At 61.6% G+C, this 20,057-nt stretch carries 19 protein-coding genes; 11 read left to right on the forward strand and 8 right to left on the reverse strand.

What is annotated here, in order from left to right; translation table 11 throughout:
- Positions 1-128 precede the first annotated feature (128 nt).
- Positions 129-1,877: a putative bifunctional diguanylate cyclase/phosphodiesterase gene (locus JJQ76_RS06760; RefSeq protein ID WP_210395950.1), complete on the forward strand. Its 1,749-nt coding sequence runs from the start codon at positions 129-131 to the stop codon at positions 1,875-1,877.
- On the opposite strand, the gene JJQ76_RS06765 is transcribed toward JJQ76_RS06760, so the two are convergent.
- From JJQ76_RS06765 to JJQ76_RS06780, 4 genes are read right to left on the reverse strand one after another with little or no spacing between them, the layout of a single operon-like run.
- Entirely contained in the window at positions 1,841-3,355 is a 1,515-nt protein-coding gene (locus JJQ76_RS06765; protein ID WP_210395951.1) for a YifB family Mg chelatase-like AAA ATPase, read from the reverse strand. The genes JJQ76_RS06760 and JJQ76_RS06765 overlap by 37 nt on opposite strands.
- A complete protein-coding gene (locus JJQ76_RS06770; protein WP_210395952.1) occupies positions 3,312-5,315 on the reverse strand; it encodes a putative bifunctional diguanylate cyclase/phosphodiesterase in 2,004 nt (667 codons plus the stop codon). Before JJQ76_RS06770 ends, JJQ76_RS06765 begins: the two co-directional genes overlap by 44 nt.
- A complete protein-coding gene (locus JJQ76_RS06775; RefSeq protein ID WP_210395953.1) occupies positions 5,312-5,818 on the reverse strand; it encodes a putative pterin-binding protein in 507 nt (168 codons plus the stop codon). The genes JJQ76_RS06770 and JJQ76_RS06775 overlap by 4 nt, the downstream gene beginning before the upstream one ends.
- Positions 5,819-5,864: 46 nt before the next feature.
- Entirely contained in the window at positions 5,865-6,137 is a 273-nt protein-coding gene (locus JJQ76_RS06780; RefSeq protein ID WP_210395954.1) for an accessory factor UbiK family protein, read from the reverse strand.
- Positions 6,138-6,467: 330 nt separating this feature from the next.
- Here JJQ76_RS06780 and glnK (JJQ76_RS06785) point away from each other — a divergent pair, with 330 nt between their 5' ends.
- From glnK (JJQ76_RS06785) to glnK (JJQ76_RS06795), 3 genes are all read left to right on the forward strand, one after another.
- Positions 6,468-6,806 (forward strand): P-II family nitrogen regulator, encoded by a 339-nt coding sequence (gene glnK, locus JJQ76_RS06785; protein ID WP_210395955.1) that lies wholly within the window; start codon positions 6,468-6,470, stop codon positions 6,804-6,806.
- A gap of 66 nt (positions 6,807-6,872) precedes the next feature.
- Positions 6,873-8,138 carry an ammonium transporter gene (locus tag JJQ76_RS06790; RefSeq protein WP_210395956.1) on the forward strand — a complete coding sequence of 422 codons (1,266 nt, stop codon included), beginning with the start codon at positions 6,873-6,875 and terminating at the stop codon, positions 8,136-8,138.
- A 1,065-nt stretch (positions 8,139-9,203) separates the two neighbouring features.
- Positions 9,204-9,542 carry a P-II family nitrogen regulator gene (gene glnK / locus JJQ76_RS06795; RefSeq protein WP_210395957.1) on the forward strand — a complete coding sequence of 113 codons (339 nt, stop codon included), beginning with the start codon at positions 9,204-9,206 and terminating at the stop codon, positions 9,540-9,542.
- A 29-nt stretch (positions 9,543-9,571) separates the two neighbouring features.
- Here glnK (JJQ76_RS06795) and arsJ read toward each other — a convergent pair whose 3' ends face one another.
- Genes arsJ through JJQ76_RS06815 form a run of 4 tightly spaced genes read right to left on the reverse strand, consistent with a single transcriptional unit; the run spans position 9,572 to position 13,275 of the window.
- Complete coding sequence (arsJ, locus tag JJQ76_RS06800) at positions 9,572-10,801, reverse strand: organoarsenical effux MFS transporter ArsJ (RefSeq protein ID WP_210395958.1); 1,230 nt, start codon at positions 10,799-10,801, stop codon at positions 9,572-9,574.
- A 4-nt stretch (positions 10,802-10,805) separates the two neighbouring features.
- On the reverse strand, positions 10,806-11,825 hold the full coding sequence (locus JJQ76_RS06805) for an ArsJ-associated glyceraldehyde-3-phosphate dehydrogenase (RefSeq protein ID WP_210395959.1): 1,020 nt from the start codon (positions 11,823-11,825) through the stop codon (positions 10,806-10,808).
- Between the two features lie 9 nt (positions 11,826-11,834).
- Complete coding sequence (arsB, locus tag JJQ76_RS06810; RefSeq protein ID WP_210395960.1) at positions 11,835-12,908, reverse strand: ACR3 family arsenite efflux transporter; 1,074 nt, start codon at positions 12,906-12,908, stop codon at positions 11,835-11,837.
- Between the two features lie 19 nt (positions 12,909-12,927).
- The gene (locus JJQ76_RS06815; protein ID WP_210395961.1) at positions 12,928-13,275 is read right to left on the reverse strand and encodes a metalloregulator ArsR/SmtB family transcription factor; all 348 of its coding nucleotides are present in this window, start codon (positions 13,273-13,275) and stop codon (positions 12,928-12,930) included.
- Positions 13,276-13,436: 161 nt separating this feature from the next.
- Between JJQ76_RS06815 and nikR the strand changes: the two genes are divergently transcribed.
- The 7 genes from nikR (at position 13,437) to JJQ76_RS06850 (ending at position 19,878) form a co-directional block, all read left to right on the forward strand.
- Entirely contained in the window at positions 13,437-13,910 is a 474-nt protein-coding gene (nikR, locus tag JJQ76_RS06820; protein ID WP_246480335.1) for a nickel-responsive transcriptional regulator NikR, read from the forward strand.
- Between the two features lie 100 nt (positions 13,911-14,010).
- Entirely contained in the window at positions 14,011-14,772 is a 762-nt protein-coding gene (locus JJQ76_RS06825) for a DUF4198 domain-containing protein (protein ID WP_210395962.1), read from the forward strand.
- A gap of 6 nt (positions 14,773-14,778) precedes the next feature.
- Positions 14,779-15,390, forward strand: a complete 612-nt coding sequence (gene cbiM / locus JJQ76_RS06830; protein WP_210395963.1) for a cobalt transporter CbiM — start codon at positions 14,779-14,781, stop codon at positions 15,388-15,390.
- The gene (locus JJQ76_RS06835; protein WP_210395964.1) at positions 15,387-15,995 is read left to right on the forward strand and encodes an Ig-like domain-containing protein; all 609 of its coding nucleotides are present in this window, start codon (positions 15,387-15,389) and stop codon (positions 15,993-15,995) included. The genes cbiM and JJQ76_RS06835 overlap by 4 nt, the downstream gene beginning before the upstream one ends.
- A complete protein-coding gene (cbiQ, locus tag JJQ76_RS06840; RefSeq protein ID WP_210395965.1) occupies positions 15,992-16,783 on the forward strand; it encodes a cobalt ECF transporter T component CbiQ in 792 nt (263 codons plus the stop codon). Before JJQ76_RS06835 ends, cbiQ begins: the two co-directional genes overlap by 4 nt.
- The gene (locus tag JJQ76_RS06845) at positions 16,780-17,595 is read left to right on the forward strand and encodes an energy-coupling factor ABC transporter ATP-binding protein (protein WP_246480342.1); all 816 of its coding nucleotides are present in this window, start codon (positions 16,780-16,782) and stop codon (positions 17,593-17,595) included. Before cbiQ ends, JJQ76_RS06845 begins: the two co-directional genes overlap by 4 nt.
- A 60-nt stretch (positions 17,596-17,655) precedes the next feature.
- Complete coding sequence (locus tag JJQ76_RS06850) at positions 17,656-19,878, forward strand: mechanosensitive ion channel family protein (protein WP_210395966.1); 2,223 nt, start codon at positions 17,656-17,658, stop codon at positions 19,876-19,878.
- Positions 19,879-20,057 lie beyond the last annotated feature (179 nt).

The following is a 20,057-nucleotide window of genomic DNA, read 5'->3' on the forward strand; positions in this document are numbered from 1 at the left end:
TTGATTACAGCATAAATCTAAAGTACTTATTAAAAAATGCGTGTGGATGCATTGATTGCGTCTGCGAAGTTAACAGCAGGTTCGGATACGCAGGATGTTGGCCGTAACCTGTTCAGCAGTAAGATCGGATGCAGTCGATTCGAAGTGACGAAGCGCAAGGGGAAGTCGCTATCCTGGTGGTCGATACGGACCGCCATGCGAGCCAGCTCTTCGACCAGCTGTTGCGCCAGCAGGCTGGCCAACACTACCGCATCGATCACCGCAGCAGCGTCCGGGACGCGCTGATCCACGCACGCGACAGTCGTACCGATCTGGTGTTTCTCTCCCACGGCCTGTCACAGAACAGCCATCGGGACTACCTTCGCCTGGCCAGCCAGTTCGGTCTGGCGCTCCCCCTGATTCTCTATGGCCCACCGCTCCAGACCGCCGACGAGCGCAAGCTGGTGGCCGCCGGCGCATCGGATTATCTGGCCCTGCCAACCATTGACCTGCCGACGCTGCTGCGCTCCATTCGTTATGCGCAGGATCTGCAGCTGAGGGAGGGCCGCATTCGCCGCCTGCTGGATTACGACGAACTCACCGGTATTCCATCACGGCAGCACTTTTACCGCAGCCTGATCCGCCGGCTCGAACACGCCCGCGCCAGTCATCAACAGCTCGGCCTGCTGGTGGCCAATCTCGATGGTTTGAAGCGGGTTCATAATTCGCTGGGACAACGGCTGGGCGATCAAGCCATTCTGGAAGCCGTCACCCGCTTGCGCAGTGCCTTGGAACCCGGGCAGCAGCTGGCGCGCCTGAGCGAAGACCAGTTCACCATCTCGCTGGTATCGCGCCACGCCGAACAGGATCTCACCGCGCTGATCGAGCGACTCAACGAACGCTTGACACGCCCCTATCAACACGAAGGGCGCAATATAATTCTCGGCTGCAGCATGGGCTGCGCCATCTTTCCGGATACCGGCAACGATCTGGATGAACTGCTGCGTCAGGCAGGCACGGCCATGCATCTGGCCAAGAAGGAGCGCGGCTGCTCGCACCGCTTCTACAGCGACGGGCTTGATGTCGAAGCGGCCAACCAGATTGCGTTGGAACCGGAGCTGTTCCAGGCCCTGCGTAACGGCCAGTTCCGGCTCCACTACCAACCACGCATCAACCTGCGCAGCGGCCGCCTGATCGGCGCCGAAGCCCTGATCCGCTGGCAACACCCGGAACGCGGACTGCTGTTCCCGGGCGAATTCATTCCGCTGGCGGAGAAGACCGGTCTAGTGGTGCCGATAGGTTACTGGGTGGTTTACCAGGCCTGCGAAGATCTCAAGCGTCTGGACCGGCAGGGCGTCAGACTAGAGCGTATCGGCGTCAACCTGTCGTTCCGGCAGTTCCAGGACGAAACGCTGGTACCCACCATCCGGCGACTGGTAGAGCGCAGCGGCATCGATCCGCGGCGCCTGGAGTTCGAGCTGACCGAAACCGCAATGATGCTCAACGAGCGCCATGTGAGCCACTGCATTCGTGAACTGAGCCAGCTCGGAGTGACCTTTTCACTGGATGATTTTGGCACCGGGTTCTCCTCGTTCGCCCACCTGCAGAAACTGCCCATCAGCACTCTCAAGATCGACCGCAGCTTCGTGCAGGGTGTGGCTGACAACCCCGAAGACGCTGAGATCGTGCGCGCCATCATCAATCTGGCGCACAACCTGCGTAAGGACGTCATCGCCGAAGGGGCGGAAACCCCGGCTCAGGTCTCCTTTCTGCGCAACAATCAATGCGACCAGCTTCAGGGCTACTACTTTTCGCCGCCACTGGCGTTCGAGCAACTGTGCAACTTCGACAACCAGTATGCTCAGTGCCTGAATGAGGCTCGTTCCTGCGAACGGTAACCCAAGGACTCCAGCAGATCGGCCCGTTCAACCATCTCGCTGCCGCGCAGATCAGCCAGCGTGCGAGCCACCCGCAACACCCGGTGATAAGCCCGCGCTGACAGCCCCAGCCGTGTCAAGGCGCTCGCCATCAAGCTCCGATTTGCCGTATCCAGGGTGCAATCCTGATCCAGCTCGGCTGGGCTCAGCCTGGCGTTGACCTTACCGCGCCGGCGCCGTTGGCGCTCCCGTGCGGCCAACACCCGCTGACGCACATCCGCGGAGCATTCCCCCTCCGGCTTCGGGTTGGTCAGTTCGTCCCCGGCCAGTGCACCCACCTCCACGTGCAGATCGAGGCGATCAAGTAGCGGCCCGGAGATTTTGCTCTGGTAGCGTTTGACCTGCTCCAGATTGCAACCGCAGCGCCCGGAGCTGTCACCGTAGTAGCCGCAGGGACAGGGGTTCATCGCGGCAATCAGTTGAAAGCGCGCCGGATAGGTCACCTGACGACTGGCGCGGCTGATACAGATCTCGCCCGACTCCAGCGGTTCGCGCAACACCTCCAGCACTTTTCGGTCAAACTCCGGTAACTCGTCAAGAAACAGCACCCCGGCATGGGCCAGCGAGATCTCCCCCGGCTTGGGCGAACTTCCTCCCCCCACCAGCGCCACGCCCGACGCGGTGTGATGCGGCGCCCGAAACGGCCGCTCACCCCAACCACCCGGATCGAACCCGCCTTGAGACACCGATTGCAGCGCGGCCACCTCAAGCTGCTCCGCGTTGGTCAGCGGCGGCATCAGTCCGGACAGACGACTGGCCAGCATGGTCTTGCCGCTGCCGGGAGGGCCAACAAAAAGCAGGCTGTGACCACCGGCTGCTGCCACTTCCAGGGCACGCTTGGCCTGATACTGGCCGCGCACCTCGCTCAGGTCGGCAGAGCCGTTGAGCGGTGCTTGCGGCGGACGGAGGACCGGCTCCGGCAGGGGCTTCTCGCCACAGAGATGGGCGCAAACATCGAGCAGGTGATCCGCGCCACGTACCCTCACATCTTCAACCCGCAACGCCTCCTGCACGTTGGCCACTGGCACCAGCAGGGTGCGCCCGGCCCCGCGGGCGCTGATTGCCGCTGACAACACCCCCGGCACCGGGCGCAGAGCACCGGACAATGCCAGCTCAGCCACCACTTCATAGCTGTCCAGCTCAACTCCGGCTAACTGCCCCGACGCGGACAGTATGCCCAGGGCGATGGCAAGGTCGTATCGCCCGCCCTCTTTGGGAAGATCGGCGGGGGCCAGGTTAACGGTAATGCGGCGGGCGGGGTAATCGAAGCCGGCGTTGATCAGCGCGCTGCGCACCCGATCTTTGGCCTCTTTGACCGCGGTTTCCGGCAAGCCCACGATGGATAATCCGGGCAGGCCGTTGGTGAGGTGAACTTCGACGGTGACGGCAGGCGCGTCAATGCCGAGCTGTGCCCGGCTGTGAATGATAGCTAGGTTCATCTTCGCTCCCTGAAGATGGTGAGTCGGCATCCATGGTTGAATCGTCAGGTAAAGATACACAAAGCTGCAGCGGTTTGCCGATACTGCCGTCCCGCAGCAACTGTTCCAGCTCCGCCGCCGGCAGCGGGCGCGCGAATAGATATCCCTGCCCACAGGCACAGCGTTCGCTGATCAAGGCCCGCAGTTGACGCTGGTTTTCGATCCCCTCGGCAACGACCTCCATGTCCAGCTGCTTGGCCAGACTCAACAGGGTCTGGACAAAGCGCATGTCACAGGGCTCGTTATTCAGATCGTTAACGAACGAGCGATCGATCTTGAGGCGACTGATCGGCAGGCGCTTCAGATGGCTCAGCGACGAGTAGCCGGTACCGAAGTCGTCAAGCGCCAGCAGGATACCGAGCTCCTGCAGGTCGCGCAGAATGCCGGGCGAGGTTTCGATATCCCGCATGGTGGTATCCTCGGTCACCTCAATGCCCAGCCACTGGGCATCCAGGCCTGATTCGGCCAGGGCCTGAACCACCGAGGCCACCAGATCATGCTGGGTATACATCGCCGGTGAGATATTAACCCACACCCGCATCGGCGCCAGCCCCTCCAGCTGCCAGCAGCGATTCTGGCGGCACGCCTCACGCAACACCCATTCGTTGAGTCCCTGGGCCAGTCCATATTGCTCGGCAATGGAGACTATCTCCGGCGGGGGGATAAACCCCAGCTCCGGATGATGCCAGCGCAACAGCGCCTCAACGCCGGTCACCCGCCCATTACGCAGGTTGACCACTGGCTGGAAGTAAAGCATCAGCTCGCTGGCAGAGATCGCACCGCGCAGGTCTTCAGACAGCTGTTTGCGCCGCTGCGCTGCGGCGTTCATCTCGGCTTCAAACAGCCGGTAACTGTTACCCGCATCCTGCTTGGCGAGCACCATGGCGGTGCCGGCGCAGGCCAATACCCGGCTAATATCTTCACCATCATCGGGGTAGAAGCTTACCCCCATGCTGATGCTAACGAAGATTTCATGACCGTCGAGCATCACCGGACGGGTCAGGAACTCGATGATTCGCCGCGCCAGCATCGATGCTTCCTCGAAGGAGCCCAGCCCCTCCTGGATAACCGCGAACTCATCACCGCCAACGCGAGCGATCACCTCACCCTGACGAACCGCCGCACGCAAACGCTCGGCAATATGTTGCAACAAGCTATCACCGAGATGGTGCCCGATGGAGTCATTGATCGCCTTGAATTCATTGATATCAACCAAAAGCAGGGCCACCCGCGCACCGTCGCGTTGGCTTCGCGCACCCACTTGCTGCAGCAGCTGGGCAAAATGGCGCCGGTTAGGAATGCCGGTCAGCTCGTCTTCCAGCGCCTGACGCTTGCGCCGCATGCCTTCACGAAGGAACAGCAGCAACAGCGCAATCCCACTGATCAGCAAGCCCAGCAAGGACAGCGCGAACGGCGGTGCCATGCCCGCAATAACCACCTGCCGCGCCGGCGCACTCTGGCGGTTGAACACATCCACCGATAACCGATGCACCGCTTCGCGCACCGGTACAAACGACTGCAGAACAGTATTGGCGGTACGCTGATCGCCCGGTCGCAAGGTCAACACCGCGCTTTCATGGGCGCGCATCGCCAGCTCCAGAGCCAGAATCACCTCGGTGGCGGTGGGCATATCGCGCACCTCCCGGGTGTCATCCCCCACCTGAATCATCTGTAGCCGGCTCCAGAGCAGATCGTAACTCAGCATTAACTGACTGTGATCGCGCTGCCCCCCACCCGCCAGCTCCAGCTGATAGGTAAAATCGCGTACGGAGCGATCCAGCTCCGAAATGGCCCAGGCTCCGGTTTTCTGCAGGGTAATCAACTGCCGCATATCGCTGACATGACGCAGGCCATTAACCACCGCGCTGGCCGAAAACACCATCACCAGCAAAATCAGCAAGCCGTAGCGCAGCCAGTTCACTCACGGACCTCGATGCCATTGAGCTGCCAGACCATGGCGCTATGGTGGTAGGGCGTATTGAGTTCGGGGTAATCGGTCATCGGATAAAGCAGCCAGATTGGGCCTCTCTGGCGCACCGAAATCGAGCGACCGTTGATTCTCATCACCAGAACAAGGGGATAACGCGACACCTCGCCCCAGTGGAGCGTGGCGTGGTAATCGTTCAAAGCAGTCAGCTCCAGCTCGCTGCCCTGAGCCCCCACCGCTTGCAGCAGATCGGCTAGCAAGGGGCCTTCAAACCGCTGTTTACCCTCGGTCCAGGGCGTTGCGGTGGTCATGCCATGCTGCGGCAGGTTATCCAGCATGGCGCGATCAAAGTGTGCCTCGCCGCTGGCATTGGTGTATGCGATGGCGCCCTTTACTACCAGCAGAACCCGCCCGTCCGGGGGCGGCAACCCCTCGGCGTTAGCGGGCAAGGCAAAAGACAGTAAAAAGCCGATCACCAGCGTACGGAGTCTGCGCATTGTTATTATTCTCCTCAAGCCGCAGCAGAAGCGTCTAGCGCAAAGTTTAGCTCGTTCCTCCGCGCTCCGGCGTGTCATGGTCAGCGCTTTCCAGCTCAGCCAGCCGCGCGTCCAACTGCTCGACCAGCTGGCGGGTGCGCATCAGAACTTCCGACTGGGTGTCGAACTCCTCTCGAGTCACCAGATCCAGTCGCGACAACGCTCCCTGCAGAATCAGATTAACGCTGCGACGGATCTCCTCCTGAGTTTTCTGCGGTCCCTCACCAACCAGTTGGGTGAACTGTTGATTCAGGGTTTCAAGCAATTTATGGCTAATCATGGGCTGTTCTCTCACTGATCTATCGGGCCAACCACCGCAGTCTAACACGCACCGTCGCAAGGCCACCCGGCACCCGGTAAACGGAAGAACCCTTTTTGTGCCCCGTTTTAGTGCGGCAGGGGTGCGCCTGCCTGTTTTTTGTGCTGCATCATGATGCCGCAGCGCAACAATACCAGCGAGACAATGGCACCAAAAACACACAACTCTTTGTTTTTTAGCAACTATGCAAAACATGGCACAGCCCCTGCTATGACCCAAGCAACGGACGCCAGCCAATGTGCACCATCAAGTACAGGCGGCACCGGCGACTTAAAACTGGGGAGAATGAACATGAAACTGATTTCGGCTGTGATTAAGCCTTTCAAACTGGACGACGTACGCGAAGCGCTGTCAGAAATTGGCGTGCAGGGTATCACCGTCACCGAAGTTAAGGGTTTTGGCCGTCAGAAGGGCCATACCGAACTGTATCGCGGCGCCGAGTATGTCGTTGACTTCCTGCCGAAGGTCAAGCTGGAAGCGGCAGTCAGTGACGACATCGTCGATCAGGTGATCGAGAGCATCAGCAAGACCGCCAATACCGGCAAGATCGGTGACGGCAAGATCTTCGTCACCAGCATCGAGCAGGCGATCCGTATTCGTACCGGTGAAACCGGCGACAGCGCGCTGTAACACGCGAACCTAATTCGAGTAAGAGCAAACCTGGCACCCCACCCGGGTGTCATCGGAGGGCAAATCATGGAAAACAATATCTTTCACCTGCAGTACGCGATGGACACCTTCTATTTCCTGGTGTGCGGCGCGCTGGTCATGTGGATGGCGGCAGGCTTCGCCATGCTGGAAGCGGGCCTGGTCCGCTCCAAAAACACCACTGAAATTCTGACTAAAAACGTGGCACTGTTCGCCATCTCCTGCATCATGTACATGGTGTGTGGTTACGCGCTGATGTACGGCGGCGAGATCTTCCTGTCCGGCATGGGCGAGGTCGATACCGCAGCAGTACTGAGCGACTTCGCTGGCCGTGAAGACGGCTTTGAAGGCGGCTCTATCTACTCTGGCGCATCCGACTTCTTCTTCCAGGTGGTGTTCGTGGCGACTGCCATGTCCATCGTCTCCGGAGCGGTTGCAGAGCGTATGAAGCTGTGGGCATTCCTGGCCTTCGCCGTAGTGATGACCGGTGTTATCTACCCGATGGAAGGTAACTGGACCTGGGGCGGCGGTTCCGTCTTCGGCATGTACACGCTGGGCGACCTCGGCTTCTCTGACTTTGCCGGTTCCGGTATCGTTCACATGGCCGGTGCCGCTGCTGCCCTGGCTGGTGTTCTGCTGCTGGGCGCTCGTAAAGGCAAGTACGGAGCCAACGGTGCGATCAACGCCATCCCCGGCGCCAACCTGCCGCTGGCTACGCTGGGTACCTTTATCCTGTGGATGGGCTGGTTCGGTTTCAACGGCGGTTCGGTCCTGAAGCTGGGCGATATCGCCAACGCACACTCTGTCGCCATGGTGTTCCTGAACACTAACGCTGCTGCAGCCGGTGGTGCGGTTGCCGCACTGATCACCGCCCGCATCCTGTTCGGCAAGGCTGACCTCACCATGCTGCTGAACGGCGCGCTGGCCGGTCTGGTGGCCATCACCGCCGAGCCGTCTACTCCGACTGCCCTGCAGGCCACCCTGTTCGGCGCCATCGGCGGTGTGCTGGTCGTGTTCTCTATCATCACGCTGGACAAGCTGAAGATCGACGATCCGGTCGGTGCCATCTCGGTACACGGTACTTGTGGTCTGCTGGGTCTGCTGCTGGTACCGGTTACTAACGACGGTTCCACCTTCAGCGGCCAGATCATCGGTGCGCTGACCATCTTCGCCTGGGTATTCGTAACCAGCCTGGTTGTCTGGGGCGTGCTGAAAGCGGTCATGGGTATCCGCGTCAGCGAAGAGGAAGAGTACGAAGGTGTCGATATCGCTGAGTGCGGTATGGAAGCTTACCCCGAGTTCAACAAGGGCTAAGCACAAGGAACACCAACAACTACACGATTCACTGGAAGTCCTGACCTCAGTGAAACTTGGGCGCCCCGTAAAACGGGCGCCCTTTTTTGTGTTTGTTGGCGGATCAGGCGGGAGTGGCGCCAAACGGCGCGGAGCGGACATACTTGGAAGGCTGTTCTAGGGCGTTTAAATCTCCTTGCTGTGCGCTCCGATACCTCTCGTTGCGCCCACTCGGGCGCCTTCATTTCTTTTGCCCGCGCAAAAGAAACCGAAGCAAAGAAAAAGCGCCCCACTTACTTGTCGGCTGCGCCGATTCCCTGCGCAGGGCACGAACAATCCGGGGATCGTCAGAATGGCCGTCCCTGGCCATACTGCCGCCGCTTCGCGCATCCAGCGCTCGCCCCTTGCGGGCCTTAATCGGATTCTTCGCACCCTGCTCCGGCTGCGTAAAAGGGGGAAGGTGGAGCTGCCGGAAGGTTTGGGATTTATATCCAGCGAATAAAGGGACTTAGGTTACATAGGTGACATAGGTGCGGCTGGCACCCAGGGCCCGTTAGAAAGTCGACGAGCACTGGTGTCACTTGAGGGTTTCAGCCCGTCAGGGGCAAGGCCGGGATGGCCGCCGCCGCAACAGTATGGCCAGGGAGGGCCATTCTGTTGTGCCCCTCCAGTGGCATCAGCGCGCAGGTCCCGCAGGGCGACTTTCGTGGGCGAGTGCTTTTTGGTTACTTTTTGTCACGACTGATAAAAAGTAACCCGCCCGGGTGGGCGGAACAGAGGCGGGCATGCAACGCGGAAAAGAGCTTTGAACACTTCGCCAAGCGAGCCAAGTCAATGACCGCTACGCGCCGAATCCGGTCGTGCCCAACACCCGGCGCCGCATACGCCATTGAGGTCACGACGCGCACTCATCGCCTGCACTTGCTGGACTGCTAGCACCTCTTGCTACCAGAACCACCAAAACTGCACACTTTTTGTGCACCCTAATGGCGCACCCGCGCAAATGGAGTATACTGGGGACCGTTTTTATCACCTCAGCCCATAGACGGCTGCGGCAATTCCGCTTTTGAATCTGGGAGATAGCCAATGAAACTGGTCAGTGCCGTCATCAAACCCTTCAAGCTCGACGATGTGCGTGAAGCGCTGTCCGAAATCGGTATCCAGGGCATCACCGTGACCGAAGTAAAAGGTTTCGGCCGTCAGAAGGGCCACACCGAGCTCTATCGGGGAGCCGAATACGTGGTCGACTTTTTGCCCAAGGTAAAGGTCGAAGCCGCCGTGGACGACAGCATGGTCGATCAGGTTATCGAGGCGATCACCAAATCTGCCGGCACCGGCAAGATCGGCGACGGCAAGATCTTCGTCACTGCGCTGGAACAGGTGATCCGCATCCGCACCGGCGAAACCGGCCCCGACGCCCTGTAAGAGTTTCTACAGCGCAACGATCAGCCCTCCTAGTGAGGGCTTTTTTCTGCCTGCGGCAGAGGCTTCAGCCGCGGCAGCGCAGTGGATATACCCACCGTCAGCAGCAGCATCAACGCCGATCCCCACAGACAGGCTGCCAACCCCCACTGCTGGTAGAGCCAGCCGCTGAGCAGCGTGCCCAACAGCCGACCGGCGGCGTTGGCCATGTAATAGAAGCCAACGTCGAGGGATACCCCGTCGGCCGAGGCATAAGACAAGATCAGGTAGGAGTGCAGCGCCGAATTAAGTGCGAACACTACTCCAAACAGCAGCAATCCCCCCACCAGCAGCGGCTCGGTGGGCACCCGATCCAGCCCCAACGCGATCGCCGTCGGCACCAGCATCAGCGCCAGCGCCCAGCGCAAGGCGGAACCACCGTCCGGCGGATGAGCGGCGCGCTTGCCAGTCAGCGCCGGAGCGATGCTCTGCACCAGCCCGTAGCCGATCACCCAGCAGGCCATAAAGCTCCCCACCTGCAGGTGCGACCAACCCAGTGCCTCGCTCATGAATACCGGCAGCGCGACCACGAACCAGATATCGCGGGCGCCGAACAGAAACAGTCGCGCCGCCGACAACTGGTTGATGGCGCGGCTCTTAGAGAAGATATCGCGAAACTTCGCCTTCTTAGTGGCGATACCCAGATCACGCTGCAGCCACAACAGGCTGCCGCCCAGAATCAGCACCAGCACCGCAGCCATCGCCAGCATCGAGTTTTGAAAACCAACGCTGGCTAACAGCGCACCACCGACAAAGAAGCCCACCCCTTTGAGCGCATTCTTGGAGCCGGTCAGCAATGCCACCCAGCGATACAGCCATGATTCACCGCCGCTGCCAGCCAGCAATTTTACGCTGCTCTTGGCGCTCATCTTGTTGAGGTCTTTGGCGATCCCCGACAGCGCCTGCGCCGCCATCACGTAGGGGACGTTGAGCCACTCCGCCGGCGCCGCCAACATACCGAGCGCCATCACCTGCAGCGCCAGGCCGATGTTCATGGTGCGGTTGAGGCCGATTCGCGCTCCCAGCCAGCCCCCCACCAGATTGGTGACCACACCGAAGAACTCGTAGAACAGAAAAAGCAGCGCAATCGCCAGCGGCGCGTAACCGAGCTGGTGGAAATAGAGCACCACCAGCATCCGCAGCGCACCGTCGGTAAGGGTAAAGGTCCAGTAGTTGCCGGTGACCAGCGCGTACTGGCGCATCGCTGCAGTATCCTGCGTCATCGACTCAGCGCTCGGCCAGCACCAGCTTGCGCGCCAACTCCACGGTGCGGTTGGCGTAGCCCATCTCGTTGTCGTACCAGGCGTAGAGTTTCACCAGCGTGCCGTTGACCACCCGGGTAAAGGAGCCGTCCAGCACCCCGCTGCGGATATCGCTGCGGTAGTCGATCGAGACCAGCGGCCGCTCGTCGTAGCCGAAGATACCTGCCAGCGCCCCAGTGGCGGCCTGCTGAAACAGCCCGTTAACTTCGTCGATGCTGGTTTCACGCTGCAGTTCGAACTGGGCGTCAGTGATCGACGCGTTGGCTAGCGGCACCCGCACCGCATGGCCGTCGAGTCGCCCCCTGAGCTCGGGGTAGATCTCCATGATCGCGGTGGCCGACCCGGTGGTAGTAGGAATCAGGCTCATGCCGCAGGCTCGTGCACGGCGCAGATCCTTGTGCGGCTGATCGAGAATGCTCTGGGTGTTGGTGATGTCATGAATGGTGGTGAAGGCACCGTGCTTGATGCCGATCGTTTCATGCAGCACTTTCACCATCGGCGCCAGGCAGTTGGTGGTACAAGAGGCCGCCGTGACAATGGGATACCGGGCCGGATCGTAGAGCTGATCGTTCACCCCCATCACCAGGTTAAGCACCCCCGGCTCCTTGACCGGCGCGGTCACCACCACCCGCTTGACCCCCTGCTGAAGGTAGCCCTGCAGCTGCTCGCTGCGGCGAAAGCGGCCGCTGGCCTCGATCACCAGATCGCAGCCAGACCAGTCGGTGGCGGCGATGCTGCTGTTGGCGCTGAACGCCAGTCGCTTGCCCTCGATGATCAGCGCCTGATCATCGGCACCGGCCTCATGCTGCCAGCGCCCGTGCACCGAATCGAAGTTAAGCAGGTGGGCGAAGGTGGCCGCGTCACCACCGGGGTCGTTGACCTGCACGAACTCCAGCTCCGGCCAGCCCCAAGCCGCCCGCAGCGCCAGCCGCCCCATCCTTCCCAAGCCATTGATACCAACCCGCATGGTTTTCTCTGTACTCATCTAAAGCTCCTAACTCTCTACCGCGGGGCGATGGCCCTCGGAAACATCAGCGCTGCTGTTTTCTGCTGCCGGAAACCAGTGCCGGGTGCGATTCACAAAGGCCACCAGCGACAGCATCACCGGCACTTCCACCAACACCCCCACGACGGTCGCCAGCGCCGCACCGGAGTGCAGCCCGAACAGCGAAATCGCCACCGCCACCGCCAGCTCGAAAAAGTTGGAGGTACCGATCAAGCAGGCCGGCGCGGCGATGTTATGGGGCAAGCGCCAACGGCGCGCCCAGATATACGCCAGCGCGAATATGCCATAGGTCTGCAGCAGCAAGGGGATAGCGATCAGGCCAATGGTGTAGGGTTGGGTGAGAATGGTGTGGGCCTGAAAACCGAACAGCAGCACCACCGTGGCCAGCAAGCCGACCACCGACCAGGGCTTGAGCCGGGCGACAAAATCACCCACGGCAGTATCACCGCCACTACGCCGCAAGCGCCAGCGGGTCACCACCCCGGCGATCAGCGGCAACACCACGTACAGCACGGTCGACAGCAACAGGGTCTGCCAGGGCACCGCGATCTCACTGATCCCCAGCAGCAGCGCGGCGATGGGAGCAAAGGCGAACACCATGATGAGGTCGTTCACCGACACCTGCACCAGGGTGTAGTTGGGATCACCCTTGGTCAGCTGGCTCCAGACAAACACCATCGCGGTACAGGGCGCCACACCCAGCAGAATCATGCCGGCGATATACTCGCCGGCGCTTTGCGGATCCACCCAACCGGCGAACAGCACCCGAAAGAACAGCCACCCCAGCGCCGCCATGGTGAAGGGCTTGATCAGCCAGTTCACCGTCAGGGTCAGCAGCAGCCCCTTGGGGCGCTTGCCGACGCCACGCACGGCGGCGAAGTCGATCTGGATCATCATCGGGTAGATCATCACCCAAATGAACAGCGCCACTACCAGATTGACGTGAGCCACCTCAACCCCGGCTACCCAGCCAAACAGTGCCGGAAAGGTATTACCCACCGATACTCCGACGATAATGCAGAGCGCCACCCACAGCGATAACCAACGTTCAAACAGTCCCATCGTTATTCTCCTGTTGTCCTTAACAGCAGGCAGCCTGGCGCTGGGGGCGATCCCCCATACGCAACAGCCGCGCCCGATCATTGTCCAGCCATGCGGTTGCCGCCACCGCCGCATTACCGAGCATCGCTTCCGCCCAGGCGGGCAGGTGGCGATCGACGGCGTAAAAGATCCATTGCCCCTGACGACGATCACTAAGCACGCCGGCGCTGCGCAGCTGGGAGAGGTGCCGAGACACCTTGGGCTGCGACAGCTCCAGCGCGTGAACGATCTCGCACACGCAGAGCTCACCCTGGTCCTGCAACAGCAGCACGATGCGTAGCCGGGTTTCATCGGCCAGGGCTTTGAAGAAGGGCAAGGGGTCCAGCATCGCGGTCGTCACCAAGCAAGGTTGCGGTACGTGGCTAACAATATATACGCCAAAACGTATATGTCATGTGAATTTTAGCTGACAGCCATGGACGTTGCATCCCGTAGCGAGTTCGAGGCAAGCTTGACGTCCGCAAACACCGTTACAAAGGCAGTCGCACCATGGCGCTGGAACGTATCTCCGTCTCCCTCGATCAGGATCTGGTCGCCCAGTTTGAACAGTTTTTACAGGCCCGCGGCTACCGCAACCGCTCCGAGGCGATTCGCGACCTGATTCGCGACAAGCTGGAAGCAGAGCGCACCGATCAGGCCGCCGACGGGCATTGCATCGGCACCCTCAGTTACGTGTTCAATCACCATGAACGCGAACTGGCACGGCGGCTCACCAACGCCCACCATCATCACCACCACGTGGCGATATCGACCCTGCACGTGCACCTGGATCACGACAACTGTCTGGAGGCGGTGGTGGTCAAGGGGCCAACCGGGCAGGTGCGCGAATTCGCCGACGGCATCATCGCCCAGGCGGGGGTGCGCCACGGCCACCTTAGCCTGATTCCGGTGGAGGTGGCGGACGAACGCCACAGTCACGGGAACGCCGCCCCCGAGCACACTCATATCAAGCCGCAGACCTGAGCAGGGTCCACTCTGCTGTCGCCTTATGCGTCAAACGACGCATGGTATTACGATTTTTCAAATAGTATTATTGGCGCTCGTTTTTTAACCGGAGTCCGCCATGCGCCCGCTGATCCGCCTGCTGCTGTGCTTGATGGCCACACCGAGCGCTCAGGCTCACTTTCAGGAACTAATCCCCTCCAGCGACGTGCTCTCTGCCAGAGACTCACGCCGGATCGAGCTGACGCTGACCTTCACCCATCCGATGGCCGGCGGCCCAGCGATGGCGATGGGCACGCCGCAGCGTTTTGGGGTGCTCGGCCCCCAGGGCGACCAGAATCTGCTCGACACCCTGCAACCGCAGATGGTGGATGGCCAGAACGCCTACCGCGCCAGCTACCCGGTCACCCGCCCCGGCAACTACCTGTTCTATCTCGAACCGGCCCCTTACTGGGAGCCGGGCGAGGGCAAGATGATCATTCACTACACCAAGGTGATCGTCGACGCCTATGACTACCAGCAGGGCTGGCAGCGAGATGCCGGTATGCCGGTGGAGATCGAGCCGCTGACCCGCCCCTTCGGCCTCTGGAGCGGCAACCTGTTCCAGGGCATCGTCAAACAGCAGGGCCAACCGGTGCCCTTTGCCGAGGTGGAGGTGGAGTGGCGCAACGACGGCTCGCTGACGCCCCCCAACGACAGCTACCTGACCCAGGTAATCCGCGCCGACGCCAACGGGGTGTTCAGTTACGTGATGCCGCGAGCCGGCTGGTGGGGCTTCGCCGCGCTGGTCGAGGCCGAACAACCCATGGTCAACCCCGCCGGCAAGCCGGTACCGGTGGAGCTGGGCGGTCTGATCTGGGTTTATACCCGGGATATGAGGTAACCGCCGATGGCGCATATTCCTGACGGCGTACTCTCCGCCCCGGTGCTGGTGGGCGGCGCGCTGGCCACCGCGCTGGCGGTCGGCTACGCCACCCGAAAGCTCGACTACGAGCGGCTGCCCCAGGCGGCGGTGCTGGCGGCGGCGTTTTTTGTCGCTTCGCTGGTGACGGTGCCGGTGGGGCCCAGCAGCGTACACCTGCTGCTGAACGGGTTGATGGGGGTACTGCTGGGCTGGGCTGCGGTGCCGGCGGTGCTGGTGGCGCTGCTGATGCAGGCGGTATTTTTCGGCTACGGCGGGTTGCTGGTGCTTGGCGTCAACGCCTTCAACATCGCCCTGCCGGCGCTGCTCTGCGGCCTGCTGATAGCACCGCGGCTGAACCGGACTCAAGGCCGCAACACTTTTATCTGGGGTGCCATCGCCGGCGCCGCGGGCGTTGCTGTGACCGGACTACTGCTCTGTCTGTCACTGCTGCTCAGCAGCCCCGACTACCTGCCCGCCGGCCAGGTCATTTTGTTCACTTACCTGCCACTGCTGCTGGTCGAAGCCTTTGTCACCGGCGCCACGCTACAGTTTATCCAGCGGGTGGCCCCCGAGCTGTTGAACCGGGGGCACCTATGAACCGCATCGCTCACCGCCGCTGGCGGCAACGGTTAACCACCGCGCTGCTGGGACTCGCGCTGATTACCGCCAACGCCCAAGCTCACCTGTTGAAGGTGTTCGCCTACGCCGAAGGCCAGCAACTGCACGGCAACGCCTACTTTACCGGCGGCGACCCGGCCATCGGTGCCACCATCGAGATTCGCAGCGGCGACGACCGGCTCCTCACCAGTCTTAGCGCCGATACACAGGGAGAGTTCAGCGTTTCTCTCGTCAGTCTGGTTGATCCTGACAGCGATCTGACCGTCATCGCCGACAGCGGCGACGGCCATCGCGCAGAGTGGTTGATTGGCGCCAGCGAACTCGGCAGCGTGCTCGACGCCGAAAGCGTTGAACGCTCCGCCACCTATGCCAGTGCCAGTGCCACTGCCAGTACCGCCACCGATATCGAACTGCTGGCGCTGGTAGAGCGCGCCGTGGCCCGCCAGGTAGGACCATTGCGGCGGGAGCTGCAGGCCAGCCAACAACGCGCCCGGCTGGGCGATATCCTCGGCGGCATCGGTCTGATCTTCGGCCTGACCGGCACCCTGCTGTGGTGGCGCAGCCGCCGAACAACCCGCCCATGAACTCGCTCCTCAGCCTCGGCAGCGAACGCCAGCCCACCTGGGCGCGCAAGCGCGATCCTCGCCTGCGCGTTGTAGCAGCGCTGTGGTTGGCCCTCGTCGCGGTGTCCCTGAGCCAACCTCTGGCTTTGGCCTCCTTACTGCTGCTGGTTCTGCTGCTGGCCGGCCTGCTGCGGCTACCTTGGTCGCTGCTATTTCAACGCTTACTGGCGTTTGAAGGTTTCATGCTGGTGCTGACACTGATGTTGCCGTTCAGCGTCGCCGGTGATCCACTGTTCCAGTTGGCCGGTTTCAGTGCCAGCGAACAGGGGGTAGAGCGGGCACTGGTGATTCTGCTGCGTGCCAATACGGTGGTGATCGGCATGCTGACGCTGCTGGGTACGCTGGAGCCCGAGCAACTGGGCCACGCCCTGGGGCGCCTGAAGCTGCCGGACAAACTGGTGCACTTGTTTTTGCTCAGCGTCCGCTACCTGTTCGTGCTGCTGGACGAGTACCGCCGTCTGCGCACCGCCATGCGCGCCCGCGCCTTCACCCCGCGCAGCGATCGCCACACCTGGCGCAGCTATGGCTGGCTGGTAGGAATGCTGCTGGTCCGCAGCATGGAGCGCTCACAGCGGGTACTGGCGGCGATGAAATGCCGCGGTTTCCACGGCCGTCTCTACCTGCTCGACAATAATCGCTGGCAACTGACCGACAGCGGCCTGTTACTGCTGTTTATCCTGCTCGCTGCCGGCCCCTGGCTGTGGGAGTCGGGGATGCTGACCGCACTGCCCGGAGGGGCCATACCTTGACTGAAGCCGTGACTGAAACCATGACCGAATCCATACCGCTGCTTGAGCTGCGGGAGATCGCCTTCCAGCGCGGTAACACCCCGGTGTTCAGCAACGTCAATCTGAGTCTGATGGCCGGCGACCGGCTGGCGCTGGTGGGCGGCAACGGCACCGGCAAGTCGACCCTGCTGGAGCTGATCGTAGGCCTGCATCGGCCCAGTGCCGGCAGCCTGCATGCCTTTGGCGAGCACCGCGTCAACGAAGCCGGCTTCCGCAGCCTGCGGGCAAGGGTCGGGCTGCTGTTCCAGGACTCCGACGACCAGTTGTTCTGCCCCACGGTAATCGAAGATGTCGCGTTCGGGCCGCTCAACCTCGGTCACCCTGACGCCGACGCGCGCCAGATCGCCCTCGATACGCTTGCCAGCCTGGGCCTGGACGCTTACGCCGAGCGCGTTACCCACCGCCTATCCGGCGGCGAGAAGCGACTGGTGGCACTGGCCACAGTGCTGGCGATGTCGCCCGAGATCCTACTGCTGGACGAACCCACCAACGGCCTGGATCAAGAGGCGGAACAGCGCCTGATCGCTCACCTGCAGGCACTGCCGCAGACGATGATCCTGGTCACCCATGACCGCCGCCTGATTGAGCAACTGGCCAACCGCGCTGCACTGATGCAGGAGGGTACGCTGGTCGATGCCGTGATTCACAGCCACCCGCACCAGCATACTCACGCTCATGTGCATATTCATCCGCGCGGAGAACACAGCCATCGCAGCCACAGTGATCCGGTGCCACCGCACAGCGACCACCACCTGAACGATTCCGAAGCCTGAGCGGGCGGACGCGGCAAAGCCATCTAAACTAAGCAGAAACCCGCTCCTGATGGATCTGCGATGACCCGGACACCCACTGCGCAGGGATGGCGCCATTACCTGCTTCTGCTGCTGTTAGCGCTGCCCCTTTACGCGTTCTCTGCGGCCCAGACTCCCGACGATCTGGCGGCGATGACCGACAAGGAGGTGCGCCAGCAGTTACACCACATGCTGGCCGAACAGCAACAACCGCAATTAACCGCCACACCTTTCTCCTTTGATGCCGCGCGCAGCCAGCTGCGCCAGCAGATCGCCCGGCTGCGAGAGCACTGGCCGCAAGCAGACGAACGCCTGGCCGATATCGGCGCCCGAATCATCGACAGCAGCCGTTTTGACTCCGGCTTTACCCTGCTGCTCTATACCCTGTTTGCCGTCACCCTGGCCTACCTGATCGAACGCCTGCTCAGCATACCCATTCACCGCATGGGGCAGCGCGCCCGCCACCAGCAGTTCGGCAGCTGGTTTGAAAGCCTGTGCGTCCAGTTGGTGGGTATCGGCATCGGCCTGATTCGGCTGGCCCTGTTTTATGTCGCCCTGTCGCTGCTATTCCTGAGCTCCGGCGAAGATCACGCCGCCGGAAACTATTTCAGCGTCATTATGAACACAGCGGTATTGATCCGGCTGGTGGCAATGATCTCGAGCTGGATTCTCGCCCCTTCAACAGACGCAAACAGCACCATCCGGCTTGTGCCGCTACCACCGCAACAGGCCCGTTCGCTGCACCGCACTATTCTTGCCTTCGCCAGCGTTTACCTGCTTGGTCGTGCATTAGGGGCGTTGTTACGACAATCGACCTATCCCTCGGAACTGGTAACCGCGTATTCAGTAGTGGTGGGCACACTGCTGACGCTGGCCATACTGATGCTGATTTGGGCCCAGCGCCGGCCACTGGAACAACTGCTCAGCCGGGGACAAACACCCACCACACCGGCAGGCAGTCTGCTGCAACAAAGCTGGCCCTGGCTGCTCTCCGCCTGGCTGCTGTTGCTCTGGACGCTCTGGAGCTTTCACCGCCTCGCCGGTAATGACACCCTGGCTGACAAAGTCGGCCTGAGCTGGTGGGTGACACTGCTATTCCCGCTGGCCGACCGGCTGCTGGCACGCCTGATCCACCAACTCACCGAGCTGCCCTGGTTCCAGTCCCGCAGCTTTGCCCAGCGTGGCCAGGCCATGCACACCGTGCTGCAAAGCGGAGTGCGCATCATCATGGTATCGGTGGCGCTGCTGTCACTGGCAGAAGCCTGGGGACTGGGGACAGTGGAGTTACTGCGCGAAGCCGGCGGCGAACGCTTGATGTCGGTGGTGGTGGACACACTGCTGATCCTGCTGCTGGCCTACTTTGCCTGGCAGCTGATCGTCTCCTGCATTGAACGCCATCTACCGGAGCCGCCGGAAGATAACGGTGAAGGCGCCAGCTTGGAAGGAGAAGGAGGCGGGGCCGGTGGCACGCGTACCGAAACGCTGTTGCCGTTGCTGCGCAGCATGCTACTGGCACTGCTGGTGATCACTACCCTGCTCAGCGTACTCAGTGCCATCGGCATCGAGATCGGCCCGCTGATCGCCGGTGCAGGGGTAGTGGGTATCGCCATCGGTTTCGGCGCCCAGAAGCTGGTTCAGGATGTGATCTCCGGGGTGTTCTTTCTGGTCGATGATGCCTTCCGCCGCGGCGAATATATCGAAACCGGTGACCTGCGCGGCACGGTAGAGAAGATCTCGCTGCGCTCGATGCAGCTGCGCCACCACCTTGGCGCGGTGCAAACGGTGCCCTACGGCAGCATCTCGACCATCAAGAATCTCAGCCGCGACTGGGTCACCATGAAGCTGGAGATCCGTCTGCCCTACGAAACCGACATCGAGAAGGTGCGCAAGATCGTCAAGAAGGTGGGGCAGAACCTGCAACAAGACCCGGAGCTGGGACCCAACCTGCTGCTGCCACTGAAGTCCCAGGGGGTAGCGCGGGTGGAGGAGTCGGCGCTTATCGTGCGGATGAAGTTCACTGCCAAGCCGGGCGAACAGTGGGTACTGCGGCGTGAAGCCTACCGCCAGGTGCGCGATGCATTGCAGGAGGCCGGCATCACCTTCGCCCATCCCGAGGTACGGATCCGCATGCCAGAGGGCGGTGCCGAAGCCGGGGAAGCCGGTGCCGCGGTCGACCCCGGCGCGGTGGAACAGGCGGTCGCCGGTCGGCTGCGCAGCCGCGCCAGGTCGCAAGCCGATACCAAACCGCCAGAAGACACCCCCTGACCATCGACCCAGCCCCTGAAGGTTTAGCGCTTGATGGTGATATGGCTGCATTCGGCGCGGAGCGGTCATTAGTTCGGGGCCGGCTGTTCTAGATTTAAGGCTCATTATCGGCGAGGTATGAGAGCCTCTGTTCCGCCCACCCGGGCGGCGTCATTCTTTGTCAAACGCGACAAAGAACG

The sequence above is a fragment of the Motiliproteus sediminis genome (assembly GCF_017912535.1).
In the GTDB taxonomy this organism is placed as follows: domain Bacteria; phylum Pseudomonadota; class Gammaproteobacteria; order Pseudomonadales; family Balneatricaceae; genus Motiliproteus; species Motiliproteus sediminis.